At 73.2% G+C, this 13926-nt stretch carries 13 protein-coding genes; 2 read left to right on the top strand and 11 right to left on the bottom strand.

Features of this window, described 5'->3' with window-relative positions; all coding sequences use genetic code 11:
* Positions 1-42 precede the first annotated feature (42 nt).
* The gene (locus tag D1J63_RS25445; protein ID WP_164712970.1) at positions 43-1191 is read left to right on the top strand and encodes an aldose epimerase family protein; all 1149 of its coding nucleotides are present in this window, start codon (positions 43-45) and stop codon (positions 1189-1191) included.
* Positions 1192-1329: 138 nt separating this feature from the next.
* A complete protein-coding gene (locus tag D1J63_RS25440; RefSeq protein ID WP_125631955.1) occupies positions 1330-3039 on the top strand; it encodes a histidinol-phosphate transaminase in 1710 nt (569 codons plus the stop codon).
* Positions 3040-3054: 15 nt separating this feature from the next.
* Here D1J63_RS25440 and D1J63_RS25435 read toward each other — a convergent pair whose 3' ends face one another.
* Genes D1J63_RS25435 through D1J63_RS25385 form a run of 11 tightly spaced genes read right to left on the bottom strand, consistent with a single transcriptional unit; the run spans position 3055 to position 13926 of the window.
* Entirely contained in the window at positions 3055-4353 is a 1299-nt protein-coding gene (locus D1J63_RS25435; RefSeq protein ID WP_125631952.1) for a lytic murein transglycosylase, read from the bottom strand.
* Between the two features lie 43 nt (positions 4354-4396).
* The gene (locus D1J63_RS25430; protein WP_125631950.1) at positions 4397-5194 is read right to left on the bottom strand and encodes a hypothetical protein; all 798 of its coding nucleotides are present in this window, start codon (positions 5192-5194) and stop codon (positions 4397-4399) included.
* A 49-nt stretch (positions 5195-5243) separates the two neighbouring features.
* A complete protein-coding gene (locus tag D1J63_RS25425) occupies positions 5244-5792 on the bottom strand; it encodes a nuclear transport factor 2 family protein (protein WP_125631948.1) in 549 nt (182 codons plus the stop codon).
* A 26-nt stretch (positions 5793-5818) separates the two neighbouring features.
* Positions 5819-6574, bottom strand: a complete 756-nt coding sequence (locus tag D1J63_RS25420; protein WP_125631946.1) for a hypothetical protein — start codon at positions 6572-6574, stop codon at positions 5819-5821.
* Positions 6571-7113, bottom strand: coding sequence for a hypothetical protein (locus tag D1J63_RS25415; RefSeq protein ID WP_125631933.1), 543 nt, complete (start codon positions 7111-7113; stop codon positions 6571-6573). The genes D1J63_RS25420 and D1J63_RS25415 overlap by 4 nt, the downstream gene beginning before the upstream one ends.
* Complete coding sequence (locus D1J63_RS25410; protein ID WP_125631931.1) at positions 7110-8396, bottom strand: MlaD family protein; 1287 nt, start codon at positions 8394-8396, stop codon at positions 7110-7112. The genes D1J63_RS25415 and D1J63_RS25410 overlap by 4 nt, the downstream gene beginning before the upstream one ends.
* Positions 8393-9550: an MCE family protein gene (locus D1J63_RS25405; RefSeq protein WP_125631928.1), complete on the bottom strand. Its 1158-nt coding sequence runs from the start codon at positions 9548-9550 to the stop codon at positions 8393-8395. Before D1J63_RS25405 ends, D1J63_RS25410 begins: the two co-directional genes overlap by 4 nt.
* A complete protein-coding gene (locus D1J63_RS25400; RefSeq protein ID WP_125631926.1) occupies positions 9547-10560 on the bottom strand; it encodes an MCE family protein in 1014 nt (337 codons plus the stop codon). Before D1J63_RS25400 ends, D1J63_RS25405 begins: the two co-directional genes overlap by 4 nt.
* Positions 10557-11612 (bottom strand): MCE family protein, encoded by a 1056-nt coding sequence (locus D1J63_RS25395; RefSeq protein ID WP_125631924.1) that lies wholly within the window; start codon positions 11610-11612, stop codon positions 10557-10559. Before D1J63_RS25395 ends, D1J63_RS25400 begins: the two co-directional genes overlap by 4 nt.
* On the bottom strand, positions 11609-12673 hold the full coding sequence (locus D1J63_RS25390; RefSeq protein WP_125631922.1) for an MlaD family protein: 1065 nt from the start codon (positions 12671-12673) through the stop codon (positions 11609-11611). The genes D1J63_RS25395 and D1J63_RS25390 overlap by 4 nt, the downstream gene beginning before the upstream one ends.
* Positions 12670-13926 (bottom strand): MCE family protein, encoded by a 1257-nt coding sequence (locus tag D1J63_RS25385; RefSeq protein WP_125631920.1) that lies wholly within the window; start codon positions 13924-13926, stop codon positions 12670-12672. Before D1J63_RS25385 ends, D1J63_RS25390 begins: the two co-directional genes overlap by 4 nt.

Raw genomic sequence — 13926 nt, 5'->3', positions numbered from 1 at the left:
GCGGGGCCCGCTTCTTCTCACGGAAGTACAGGAGCCGCACGTATGGAACTGAGCAGACGAACGGTCATCGCGTCGGCGGCAGCGGCCGGCGTGGCCGCCACCGCGGTCGGCGGCACGGCGCACGCGTCGGGAGGCAGGAAACCGGTGAAGGAACTCTTCGGCAGGCTCGCCGACGGAACGAAGGTGTACCGCTGGTCGCTGGAGAACGGCGGCACGCGGATGAAGGTGCTGTCGTACGGCGGCGTCGTGCAGTCCCTGGAGATCCCGGACCGCCGGGGCCGCTACGCCAACGTCTCGCTGGGCTTCGACAACCTCGACGACTACGTGGCCCGCAGCCCGCACTTCGGCGCCCTGATCGGACGGTACGGCAACCGCATCGCCAAGGGCCGCTTCACGCTGGACGGCAAGGAGTACCAGCTCTCCGTCAACGACGGCGAGAACTCCCTGCACGGCGGCGCCCTCGGCTTCGACTACCGGGTCTGGGACGTCGAGCCGTTCACCCGCGGCTCCGACACCGGCCTGGTGCTCCACTACACCAGCGTCGACGGCGAGATGGGCTACCCGGGCACGCTCAGGGCGAAGGTGACGTACACCCTCACCCGGCGCGGCGACTGGCGCATCGACTACGAGGCCACCACCGACAAGGCCACCGTCGTCAACCTCACCAGCCACGTCTACTGGAACCTGGCCGGCGAGGGCAGCGGCACGATCGAGGACCACGAGCTGTCGATCGCCGCCTCCCGCTTCACCCCCACCGACGCGGGTCTGATCCCCACCGGCGAGCTGGCGAGGGTGTCCGGCACGCCCTTCGACTTCCGCCGGGCCAAGCCGATCGGCCGGGACATCCGGGACGCCCACCCGCAGCTGGTCACCGCCAAGGGCTTCGACCACAACTGGGTGCTCGACAAGGGCATCACCGACCGCCCCGAGCACATCGCCACCCTGCGGGACCACGCCTCCGGCCGCACCCTGCGCATCGCCACCGACCAGCCCGGGCTCCAGTTCTACTCGGGCAACTTCCTCGACGGCACCCTGACCGGCCCCGGCGGCTCCCTGTACCGCCAGGGCGACGCCCTGTGCCTGGAGACCCAGCACTTCCCGGACTCGCCGAACCACCCGTCGTTCCCGTCGACCGTGCTGCGGCCCGGCCAGACGTACCGGACCTCGACGGTGCACTCGTTCGACGCCTGAGACACGGGCGCGGGACGAGGCGCGAGGGGCAGGGCGAGAGCACACTTTCTTCACACTCGTTGAACGGTGCCCCGCCCGCCTCCGTATACAGGGGCGGCCCGTGTCCCCCGCACGGGCCGCCCACTCACGGAGGTCCACTTGTCCGGCAACGTCACCTCGCTCTTCCGCGGCACCGCGGCGCACAGCCCCTCGATGGCGGCGCTGACGCGGGAGAGCGGCGAGGCGGCGGGCGCGGGACCGGTGGACTTCTGCATCCCCTGCAACCCGTACTTCCCCACCCCGGCGATGTTCGAGGAGCTGGCCGGCCGACTGCGCGACATCATCACGTACTACCCGAGCAGCGCCGACACCATCACCGCCGAACTGTGCGGTCTGCTCCAGCTCCCGCCGCAGTGCGTGGCGATGGGCAACGGCTCCACCGAGCTGATCACCTGGATCGACCACCTGCTGGTCCGGGAGTCCCTCGCCGTCCCCGTCCCCACCTTCGGCCGCTGGACCGACCAGCCCATGGAGACCGGCAAGCGGGTCGACATGTTCCCGCTCCAGGAGGCCGGCGGCTTCGCCCTCGACCTCGCCCGGTACGCCGAGTTCGTCCGGGCCAGGGGCACCCGGGCCGTGGTGGTCTGCAACCCCAACAACCCCGACGGCGGCTACCTGCACAAGCAGGCGCTGGTGCAGTTCATGGACGCGATGGCCGACCGGGACCTGGTGGTGATCGACGAGTCGTTCCTGGAGTTCGCCGACGCGGAGGCCGAACCCAGCGTGGTCCAGGAGGCGATGCTGCGCCCCAACGTCGTCGTCCTGCGCAGCCTCGGCAAGAACTTCGGTCTGCACGGCATCCGCTTCGGCTATCTCGTCGCCAACCCGGCGCTCGCGGGCCGGGTGCGTTCCATGCTGCCCAAGTGGAACCTCAACTCCTTCGCGGAGCACGTGGTGTTCATGCTGCGCGACCACGGCCCCGAGTACGCGCGGAGCCTGCACCAGGTGCGGCGCGACCGGCTGGAGATGTCCGCCCAGTTGTCCGCGCTGCCCGGCCTGACCGTCTATCCCTCCCAGGGCAACTTCCTCTTCGTCCGACTCCCCGTGGGCGCGGAGGGCACGGCGGTCCGCGACCGCATGCTCACCGAGCACCGGATCCTGGTCCGTGAGTGCGGCAACAAGATCGGTTCGTCCAGCCGCTTCCTGCGCCTCGTGGTGCGCCCCCAGGTCGATGTTCGTCGTCTGGTGTCCGGCCTGGAACAGGTGCTCTACGGGGCCGGGAGGGGAGCCGCCGTGCCCGGGCCGGCCACAGGGACCGGCTACAGCTCGGGCACGGCGGCGGTGGACCGCCTGGTGAGCGAGACCAACGGTTCCGGCATGCGCGCGATCACCGCCCGGACCGCCGGTGCCGGTGCCCCGGGGATCGCCGCCGCTCCGGCTCCCCCGCCGGGCACCGGCACCGGCATGCCGCTCCCCGCCGCGGTGCCCGTCGCTCCGGCGGCGGCCACCGTGCCGCCTCCGGCGCCGGTCCCCCAGCCGGCGCCGTATCCCGGACCGGTGCCGGTCCCCCACCCGGCACCGGTCCCGCAGCAGCCCCTGCCCGCGCCGGTTCCGCAGCCCGTGCCCGCCCCGGTTCCGCAGCCCGTGCCCGCCCCGGTTCCGCAGCCCGTGCCCGCCCCGGTTCCGCAGCCCATGCCCGCGCCTGCTCCCGCCCCGGCCGCCGGGTATCCGGCGCCCGTCGGTCCGACCCCGCCCGGCGTCCCGGCCCGCGGTGGTCTCACGGCCGCCCAGGTCCGGGGCACCGACGGTCTGTCGTCGGTACCGGCGACGGGCTGGCCGAACGCGGCGGGGATGGGCCGGGCGGGGTGAGCCCCGCAGGCCGGCCTATGCGGTCGAGCCGGTAGAGGCGGTCGACCCGGTGGGCGTGCCCGACGGGGTCGGGCAGGGCGGGTCCGTCGGAGACGCCGTGGGGTCGGGGGACGGGGACTCCGGTTCGGTGGAGCAGGCGTCGGTGGGGGTCGGGTCCGGTGAGGGTTCCGGGGTGTCCGTGGGGGTCTCGGTGGGGGTCTCGGTCGGCGGCTGGGAAGGGCCCGGGCTCGTCGGGGGCAGCGACGGGGAGGACGGGACCGGCGCCGTGGACGGCAGGGGACGGGACGGAGACGGTCCCGGGCTGCCGTCCGGCGCGGTGGGGGTGGGGTCCGGGCCGATGACGATGCCGTCGTCCGCGCCTCCGCTCCCGTGTCCGCCCGGGGTGCCTCCCGTACCGCCGCTGCCGCCGCTCCCGCCGTCGACGGGCTCGGTCGCCGGGGTGTCGCCGCCCGCGCCGGGGCTCTTCGGTACGACGCCCTCGCCGTCCGGGACGGTGTGGACTCCCCGCCGGTAGAACTCCAGCCAGTATTCGACCGTCTCCAGGTAGGTGCGGGAGTTGTTGTAGCTGAGGATCGCCCGGTCCAGGTCCGCCGCCCGGCCCAGGTCCCGGTCGCCGGCGCAGAGGTAGTGCCCGGCCGCGAGGGCCGCGTCGAAGACGTTGTTCGGGTCGGCGCGGCCGTCGCCGTTGCCGTCCGCGCCCCAGCGGGCCCAGGTGGACGGCAGGAACTGCATCGGGCCCACCGCCCGGTCGTAGACCGTGTCGCCGTCGTGGGCCCCGCCGTCCGTGTCCCGGATGAGGGCGAAGCCCTTCCCGTTGAGGGGAGGCCCGGTGATACGGCTCAGGGTCGTGCCGTTCCGGTCGACCGCGCCGCCGCGTGCCTGGCCGGACTCCACCTTGCCGATGGCCGCGAGCAGTTCCCAGGGCAGCCGGCAGCCGGGGTCCGTCCGGCCGACGGCCGTCTCGGCGGCGCGGTAGGCGCGCAGCACGGTGGCCGGGATGCCCGACTGGACGCGGACCTGGTCCCGCACGGTCCCGGGGGCGACCGGTCCGCCGTCGCGCGTCGTCAGGGGCGGGAGTTCGGTGTGGTAGGAGCCGTCGCCGGGCGGGGCGAGCTCGGTGAAGGGGTCGTCCGCCGTCGGCACGATCGGGTCGTCGGCCGCCGGTCCGGCGTGGGTGTCCTTCGCGTCCCGGGTGAGGCCGGGGGCCTGGGAGGCGGTGAGGGCCGCCATGGCCGCCACCGCGAGGGCGGTCGTGCGCAGTCCCTTGCGGGTCCGCCCGCGGTACAGGCGTCGGGCGGCACGGCGTACGGGCATGTCGTCACTCCTGTCGGGTCGGTCGGAGGTCCGGGCGGCTCGGTCAGCGGCCGAAGGTGTCGAGGGCGGAGACCAGCCAGCGTCCGTCGCGGTGCACGACGTCGACGGCGAGCATGGCCGCCGCGTACACGCCCTCGTCCTGTGCGGTCTTCTCGCCCGCCTTGCTCTGCTCACCCGCCTTGCTCTTCTTGCCGCCGGTGGCGACGCTGCTCTGGTCCGCGTAGACGAGGACCCGGGCCCGGTCGCCGTCGATCCGCTCGACCGCGCTGTCGGTGACCGTCGTGGTGATCACGGCCTTCTGCGCGTCGGCCCGTTCACGGACGTCGGCGAGCAGTTCCCGGTGCTGGTCGACGGCCTTGCCGGTCAGCAGGTCCTTCGCCGCCTTGTCGAGGGCCCCGGGGTCGGTGTGGTCGTAGGAGAAGAGCCGGTCGACGGCCTTGGTCACCTGTCCCTTGATCTCGCTGGTGCGGGCGAGGTCGGTCAGCGCGGTGTTGCTCCGCGCGGGCTCGGACCTGAGCCCTTCGGCCCTGGCGTGCGCCCAGCCCGCGAAGCCGCCGAGGAGCACCGTCAGCGCGCAGAGCAGTACGAGGAGCGGGGGCCGGCGACGGCTGCGGGCCCGGCGGGGGGACTTGGGCTCGTCCCCGGTCGTGGGCTGGTCGGCGGTGGCGGCCGTCGCGGGCTCCAGGACGGCCGTGGCGCCGCGCGTGCGGGCCCGGACCGCCGGGCGCTCGGCGCCCTCGGTGCCCTCGGTGCCTTCCGGGCGCGCGGTGGAGGCGGCGGGCCGGGTCTCGCGGGCCTGGCGACGCCGCTGGCGGTTGATGTGGTGACGGGTCGTCGACATGGTGCGCTGTCCTCCTCGCTGCGGCCGGCTCGCTCGGTACGGGACCGGGTCAGCCGGTCGATGTGCCGCCCACGGGTGCCTGGCCCAGGGCGCTCAGCTTCCACCGGCCGTCGGTCCGGGTGAGTTCGCCGAGCATGCGGCTGTCCTTGTCGGTCTTCGCCCCGTCGGCCGCCTCGACGGTGACGCGCAGGGCGACCAGTACCCGGGCCCGTCCGGCGCGGTCGTCGAGTTCGGTGACGGCGCCGGACAGCACCCGGGCGGTGCTCACCGTCTTCGCCTCCTTCACCTGTGCCGCGAACTCGTCGCGGCCGGAGGCAAGCTGCTCGTGCAGCTCGCCGGTCGTCGACGACTCCCACAGGTCGAGGCCCCGTTCGAGCGTGCGGTGGTCGAGGGTGTTCAGGTTCTGCACGGCCTGTTCCCCGACGGAGAGTGCCGCGTCGCGCTGGGCGGCGTAGGCGGCCCGCTCGTCGTGGGCCGCCCGGTACCAGTCCTGGCCGGCCCAGACGGCGAAGCCGCCCGCCAGGAGGGTGAGGGCCACGGCCAGGGCCAGGAGGGGCCGGGACCGGCCGGCGCCGAGGAGGCGGACCGCGCGTTGCATGGGGTGCTCCAGTCTCCCGCGCATGGTCAGCGGGCCTTGATGTCGACGATGCGCCACTGGTCGCCGTCGAGCCGTGCCGTGACGGTGAGTTGGGCCGCCGCGGTGGTGGCCTCGGCGTCGCCCTTGTCCTTGTCCTTGCCTTTGCCCTTGCCTTTGTGGGAGGTCTGGTCGAGGAAGACCAGCAGGCGGGCCCTGCCGCCGTCGAGTTCGATCACCCCGGTGCGGACGGCGCGGGTGCTGAGGGTGACGCGCTGGTCGGTGAGGTCGTCGCGGACCCGGGCGAAGAGGGTCTCGTACTGGCGGGCGGCGCGGCCGTCGAGGACGGTGCTCGCGGAGCGTTCGGCGGCCGCGGTGCCGTCCGGGGTGTAGGAGAAGACCCGGGCGAGGGCGCTGCCGACGTCGCCCGCGACGCGGGTGGTGGCCTCGGTGTCGGTGAGCGCCTGGTTCCGGGCGGGCGCCTCGGACCTCAGCTGGTGGGCCGCGTAGAAGAACCCGCAGCCGCCGAGGACGAGAGCGGCGGCGGTCCCGGCGAGGGCCGCCTTCCGCAGGCGCCCGTTCGGCGGACGGGGGGTGGGGGCATCGGGGTCGGATGCCTCGGACCCGGCGGGCGTCGGCTCGGCGGTGTCCGGCTCGGCGGGGCTCGGCTCGCCGGTGCTCGGCTCGGCGGTGACCGGCTCGGCGGGCGTGTCCGCGGCCTCCGGCTCGGGTTCCGGCGCCTGCTCGTCCACCGTGCCGGACTTCTGCCCGGCGGCGCCCCTGCGCAGCAACCACGTCGGTGTCATCGCTCCTCGCCGCCCTTCTCCTCCGCGACCGGCACCGCGCTCAGCGCTTTCACCTTCCACTCCCCCTCGCCCGTGCGGGCCAGGACCGCTTCCAGGCGCTTGCGGTCGGTGGCCGGCTTCTTCGTCCCGGCGGCCCCGGCGGTCCCGGCGGCCCCCTCGGGCGTGACCTCGACGCGGACGGTGGCGATGAGCTTGGCCGTGCCGGACCGCGTGTCCAGCGCGGTGAGGGCGGCCTCGGTGACCGTGCCGCGCGCCGAACTCCCCGCCCTGGCCTCGGTGTCGCCCAGTTCCTCGCGCAGCGGGCCGGTGGAGACGGCGCGCCAGTCCCGGATGCTCCGCTGCGCGCTCTGCCGGGTGGCGGCGTCGAGCGTGGTGAGTACGGCGATGCCCTCGCGCCCGTCGGCGAGCGCCTCGTCCCGCTCCCGGCCGTAGGCGAGCGCGTCGTCGGTCCGGGCCTGGGTGTACGTCCACGCGCCGGTGCCGCAGAAGGCGAGGGCCAGCGCGAGCCCCGTCCCGGTGAGGATCCGCGCCCGCCTCATCGGGTGCTCCCGGTGCCGGCCGGGGCGAGGAGACCGGTGAGGCCGGCCGGTGCCTCGCCGCTCTGTCCGGGCAGGGCCAGCGCGCCGGGGAGTGCCGGGGAGGCGTCTCCCTTCGCGGGCGTACCGGCGCTGCCCGAGGGCAGGGAGCCGGGTTCGGCCGGGTCGGGCACCGCGCCGCCCTTCGGGGCGTTGGCCGAGCCGCGCACGTTCTTGCCGCTGGAGGCCGGTGCGGTGCAGGCGGCGTCGGTGTTGAGGGCGGGAGCCGTGCCCAGGTCGAGGCCATTGCGGTAGCGCGTGGCGCCGTATCCCTCGGTGCAGGGCAGGGGGCTGAAGAAGGTGACGGCCAGACCGAGGTTGAGTGCGCCCCCGTCGACGGCGCTGGCGCCCGCTGCGACGGCCGCCGGGTACTTCACCAGGAGTTCCTCGATGCCGCGCTGCCGGGTGACGGCGACCTCGGAAGTGGTGAGGAGGTTGGCGAGGACCACGCCGAGGCTCGGGTCGAGGTCCCGCAGCAGGCCGCTGACCTGGGTGGCGGCCTCGGGGGTGACGGCGAGGAGGCGGCGCAGGTCGGCGTCGGAGCCCTTGAGGGCGGCGGCCAGGTCCTTCGCGCCTACGGCGAAGTCGCGGATGGTCCGCGCCTCTTGGGCCTGGGTGCGCAGGACGGTCTCGCCGTCGTTGATGAGCCGGGTGGTGGAGGGCAGGGCGCGGTCGGCGGCCTCGACGAAGTCGCTGCCGCTGTCGAGCAGCACCTGGAGGTCGTCGCCGTGCCCCTCGAAGGCCTTGCCGAACTCGTCGACGACCGTGCGCAGATCCTCCAGCGGGACGGAGCCGGCCAGGTCGTCGACGCTGGTGAGGACGTCGGTGACGGGCGCGGGCACCTCGGTGTCGGCCTGTTCGATGCGGGTGCCGTCGGCGAGGTAGGGGGAGCCGTCGCTCTCGGGCCGCAGGTCGATGTACTGCTCGCCGACGGCGGAGAGCCCGGCGACCACGGCCTTGGTGTCGGCGGGGATGCGGGGCGCGGACTTCTTGATGCGGAGTTCGGCGACGACGCCTTCACCGGTGAGGTCGATCGGGCCGACGCGCCCCACCGAGACGCCCCGGTAGGTGACGTCCGAGTGGGTGAACAGGCCACCCGTGCGCGGCAGTTCAACGTCCACGGTGTAGTAGTCGGCGACGCCCACGTACCGGCCGAGGTCGGCGTAGCGGATGCCGAGGAAGGCGAGGGCGAGGACGGCGATGAGGAGGAAGGCGAGGTTCTTCAGCCGTACGGCCAGGGTGATCACGACCGCTCACCTCCGGAGCCGGTCCCGGTCCCGGACACGGAGGGCAGCGACAGGGGCGAGGCGGGGTCGCTCGCCGGGGCCGGGGACGGCATGTCCTCGGACTCGAGCGGCGGGATCACCTCGGTCCCCGGTGCGGCGACCATGCTCAGGTAGGTGTTGAGGTAGTCGCCCTTCACCCCGCGCAGCACCTCGTCGGTGAACGGGTAGGTCAGCAGCACCTGGAGCGAGTCGGGCAGGTCCGTGCCCGCGTCGGCGAGCGCCTTCAGCGTCGGGGCGACGGCCTTGAGGTCGGCGATCATGTCGTCCTTGCTCGCGTTGATGGTGGAGACGGCGACGCCGGAGAGCGTGTCGAGGGAGCGCAGCATGGTCAGCAGGGAGCCGCGCTGCTTCTCCAGCGTCTTCAGTCCGGGCGAGAGGTCGGTGAGGACGGTGCCGACGTCCTCCTTGCGGTGGGCGAGGGTCGCGGAGAGCCGGTTGACCGCGTCGAGGGCGTCGGTGATGTCGTCGCGGTGGTCGTCGAGGTCGCCCACCAGGGTGTCGACCCGCTTCAGCATGGAGCGGACCTCGGGTTCGCGGCCGCCGAGTGCCGCGTTGAGCTCCCGGGTGATGGTCTTGAGCTGGCCCACGCCGCCACCGTTGAGGAGCAGGGACAGCGCGCCGAACACCTCCTCGACCTCGGTGTTGCGGCTGGTGCGGGCCAGCGGGATGACGCTGCCGTCGGTCAGCCGGCCGGCTGCCGTCTCCTTGGCGGGGGCGACGAGCTGGACGTACTTCTCGCCGAGCAGGCTGGACTGTTCGAGCCGGGCGGTGGCGTCGGCGGGCAGCCGTACGTCGCCGTTGATCTCCATGGTGACGCGGGCCGACCAGTCGTCCTCGCCGAGTTCGATGCCGGTGATCCGGCCGACGGCGACGTCGTTGACCCGTACGGCGGCGTGTGGGACCAGGCTCAGTACGTCCTGGAGTTCCGCGGTGACGGTGTAGGGGTGGTCGCCGAGGTCGGCGCCGCCGGGCAGCGGCAGGTCCTCGATGCCGTCGAAGCCCGCCACCCCGGCCGGGACCCCGCCGAGGGTGAGGGCGAGGGCGAGACCGAGGGCGATCAGTCCGCCCGCGGCGAGCCCGGCCGTCCGGCCTCCGGGGAGCGTCGCGCGCTTCATCGGCCGTCCCCCTTCTCCGTCCCGGCCACGGGCAGCGGGAGCAGCGGTCCGCCGCTGCTGATCTCGTTGAGGTTGGCGCGGCCGTCGAGGGTGCGGGTGTCGGGGTTGTAGGCGTTCACGACGTTGCCGGCGGCCAGCGGTGCCACGTCCAGCGCCTCGGCCAGCGAGGCGCGTTGCTCGACCAGGGTGCGGGTGATGGGGACGAGCCGGTCGACGTTCTTCTTCAGTTCGCCGCGGTTGTCCTCGATGAAGGTCTTGACCTGGCCGAGGGCGGTGCCGAGTTCCTCCAGGGCGCCGGTGAGGTCGTCCTTGTTGTCGGCGAAGAAGCCGACGACCTCGTCCAGGCGTTCCTGCGCGGTGCGCACGTCGGTGTCCTTGTTCTTGAGCATGGTGGTGAAGGTCTGCAGGCTGCTGAGCGTCTTGAACAGGTCGCCGCTGCTGCCGTCGAGGGTCCTGGCGGCCTTGCCGAACTCCTCCACGCCGTCGCCGATGGCCTCACCGTTGCCGTCGAGGTTGTCGGCGCCGGTCCTCAGCAGCTCGGACAGGGCGCCGTCGGCGTTGGCGCCGTCCGGGCCGAGGGCGTCGCCGAGTTCGGTGATGGAGTCGTAGATCTGGTCGATCTCGACGGGGACGTGGTTGCGGGAGGCGGGCAGCACGGCGCCGTCGTCGAGGGCGGGGCCCTCGCGGTAGGCGGGGGTGAGCTGCACGTAGCGGTCGGCGACGACGCTCGGCGCGACGACCACGGCCCGCGCGTCCTCGGGGGCCTTGATCCCCTCGTCAAGGCGGAGGCCGACGCGGACCCTGGTGCCCTCGGGGTCGACCGACTCCACCTCGCCGACCCGTACGCCGAGGATGCGCAGGTCGGACCCGGCGTAGACGCCGATGGCGCGGTCGAAGTAGGCGGTGACGCGGGTGCCGTCGGCTTCCAGGGCCCGGCCGGCGGCCAGGCCGCCGGCGGCGAGCACCACGAGGGCGAGCACTCCGGTGAGGATCTTTCGGCGTCGGGTCATCGCGCACCGCCCCCCTGGGCGGCCGCCGGCTGTTTCGGCGGCAGGCATCCGGTCTCGGGCTGGGAGGTCTCGGGCAGGTAGGAGCGGGGCACGACGCCGCACAGGTAGCTGTCGAACCAGCGCCCGTTGCCCAGGGTGTTGCCGACCAGCCGGTAGTAGGGGCCGACCAGGGCGAGGGTCTCGCCGAGCCGGGTGTTGTTCTTCTCCAGGACGGTGGTGACGCGGCCGAGTGCCTTGAGGGTGGGGCCGAGCTGCTTCTCGTTGTCCTTGACGAGGCCGCCGAGTTCGGTGCCGAGGTCCTGGCTGCCCTTGAGCAGGGCGCTGATGGCGGCGCGGCGGTCGCGAAGTTCGCCGAGCAGGGGGCCGCCGTCCTCGATGAGGGTCTCGAAGCTGGACTTCTTGTTCTCCAGCGTCTTGGTGAACCGCGCGCTGCCCTTGAGGAGTTCGGAGAGCTTCGCGTCGCGCTTCGAGATCGACTTCGACAGGTCGGACAGTCCGGTGGCGGCCTTGCGCACGTGCGGCGGTGAGTCCTTGAAGGTGTCGGAGATGGTCTCGAAGCTCTCCGCGAGTTTCCCGGTGTCGATGGCGTCGACGGTGCCGCTGAGGTCCTGGAAGGCCTGGGTCACGTCGTAGGGGGACGTGGTGCGGGCGAGCGGGATGCGGGTACCGGGGTCCTGGCGGCCGGAGCCGAGCGGGTCGAGTGCCAGGTACTTGTCGCCGAGCACCGTCTTGATGGCGATGGCGGCGGTCGTGCGGTCGCCGACCCAGGCGTCCTCGACCTCGAAGCTGACCTTGACCTTGGCGCCGTCCAGCGCGACGCCGGTGACCTGTCCGACCTTGACTCCGGCGATGCGCACCTCGTCGCCCTCGTCCAGGCCGGCGGCCTCGGAGAAGTCGGCGCTGTAGGTGGTGCCGCCGCCGAGGGGCAGCCGGTCGACGTTGTAGGCGAGCAGGGCGATCAGGGTGAGGAGGAGCAGCCCGGCGACGCCGACGGCGACGGGGTTGCGTTCCTTGACCGGCTTGATGCGCGGCCTGCTGCGGGGGCCCGTCATCCGCGGCACCTCGATTCGGTGACCGCGATGCCGGTCGGCGGCTTCGAGCCGTCGGAGGTGGTCACTCCGCTCACGCGCGCCTCGCAGAGGTAGAGGTTGAACCACGAGCCGTAGGAGGACAGTCGGGTCAGGGCGGTCAGCTTGGCGGGGCTCTTCTCGAGGAAGTCCTCGATCTGCGGGGTGTGCTCGCCGAGGGTGGTGGAGAGCCGGCCCAGTTCGCGGATGTCCTTCTTGAGGGGCGCGCGTCCGTCCTCCAGGAGGCCGGCCGTGACGGTGGTCAGGTCGCCCATGGCGGCGACGGCCTCGCCGAGGGGTTTGCGGTCCTGGTTGAAGCCGGTGACGAGCTTCTGGAGGGTGACGACGAGGTCGTCGAAGCCGTCCTCGCGGTCGTTGAGGGTGTCCAGCACGGTGGTGAGGTTCTCGACGACCTGGCCGATCACCTTGTCCTTGGCGGCGACGGTCGTGCCGAGCGAGCCGATGTGGCGGATCAGGCTGTCGACGGTGGCGCCCTCGCCCTGGAGCACCTGCACGATCGATCCGGCGAGTTCGTTGACGTCCTTCGGGGACAGCCCCTCGAACAGCGGCTTGAAGCCGTTGAAGAGCAGGGTCAGGTCGAGCGCGGGCGTGGTGCGGTCCAGCGGGACGGTGCCGCCCTCGGGGAGGGTGCCGGCGAGGTCGCCGCTGCCGCGGCCGAGGGAGACGTAGCGCTGGCCGACCATGTTGAGGTATTTCACGGCGGCGGTGGTGGAGCGGGGCAGCCTGCGGTCGTCGCGGACGGTGAAGGTGACCTGGGCGGTGCGCCGGTCGACGACGCGTACGTCGGTGACCTCGCCGACCGTCACTCCGGAGATCCGCACGCTGTCGCCGTCCATGAGCCCGGTGACGTCGGTGAACAGGGCCTTGTAGGTCCTGGTGCCGGTGCCGGAGTCGACACCGGTGCCGGCCACGCTCAGGCCGAGGACGGTGGTGGCCAGGGCGGTGACCACCACGAAGACGAGGGACTTGAGCAGCGGTCCGGTCAGCGGGCGGCGCCGGGTGTGCGCGTGGTCGGCTCCGGTCATCGCAGGGTCACCTCCGTACCGCGGTAGACGGGGCCGACGAGCAGGCTGCTCCAGTCGGGCAGGTCGCCGGGGCGCTCGCCGGCGGCCGGGGCGATCAGTTCGTTGACGAGGTCGTTCTCCTGCGGGGAGTTGGCGGGGCCGAGGTCCTGCTCGGCCGCCGGGGTGGCGGCCCGGGCGGTGGGCCGGGGCAGGGTGCCGAGGTAGGGCACGGTGGGGCAGCGGGGTCCGCCGCCGGCGTCGTAGGCCGGGGTGTCGCGGCCGGGCCGGTAGGCGCCGCGGGAGGCGACGCTGGTGACGTCGACGTGGATGCCGGGCCGGTCGGTGCCCTTGCCGAGCGCCTTGTCCATGGCCGGCACGAAGTCGGCGAGGGTGCGCAGGGTGCAGGGGAAGGCGGAGGAGTACTCGGCGAGCAGTTCCAGGGTGGGGCGGCTGGTGTCGCCGAGCCGGATGATGTTGTCCTTGTTCTTGCGCAGGAAGGCGGTCACGTCCTCGGCCGTGCGGGTCGTGGCGCCGAGGGTGGCGGCGAGTTCGCTCTCCTGCTCGGCGAGGGTGCCGCTGGTGGTGGTGAAGTCGGTGAGCGCCGTGAGGATGTCGGGCGCGGCGTCCGCGTAGACGTGGCTGACCTTCACGAGTTCCCTGAGGTCACGGTTGAGGGCGGGCAGGTTGGGGTTGAACTCCTCCAGGTGCTCGTCCAGCAGGCTCAGCGTCTCGCCGAGCCGCTCTCCGCGTCCTTCGAGGGCCTGCGAGACGGCGGACAGGGTGGCGGAGAGCTTCTGCGGCTGGACGGCGGTGAGCATCGGCAGGACGTCGTCGAGGACCTGCTGGAGTTCGATGGCGTTCGCGGACCGGTCCTGGGGGACGACGGCCCCGGCGGCCAGGGGCTCGGGCGAGGGGTTCGCGGGCGGCACGAGGGCCACGAACCGCTCGCCGAACAGGGTGGTGGGCAGCATCTGCGCGCGGACGTCGGACGGTACGTCGTCCAGCGCGCCGGGCTTCATGGCGAGGGTGAGCCGGGCGCCGTCGCCGGTGGCGTCGATGGCGCGGACCTCGCCGACGACGACGCCCCGCAGTTTCACCTCGGCGCCGGGGTGCATCTGGTTGCCGGCGCTGCCGGTCTCGACGACCACCGGGTCGGAGTCGGTGAACTTCTTGTCGTAGACGGCGACGGCCAGCCAGATCAGCAGGACGGGCACCAGCACGAACACCACTCCGGCGAGCCGGCGGCGCAGCGTGTGTCCTCTCGGTCGGCTCAT

The sequence above is a fragment of the Streptomyces sp. KPB2 genome, from assembly GCF_003950055.1.
Classification (GTDB): Bacteria; Actinomycetota; Actinomycetes; order Streptomycetales; family Streptomycetaceae; genus Streptomyces; species Streptomyces salinarius.
The sequence above is the reverse complement of the archived record's forward strand: the minus strand, read 5'-3'. Positions and strand labels throughout refer to the sequence as shown.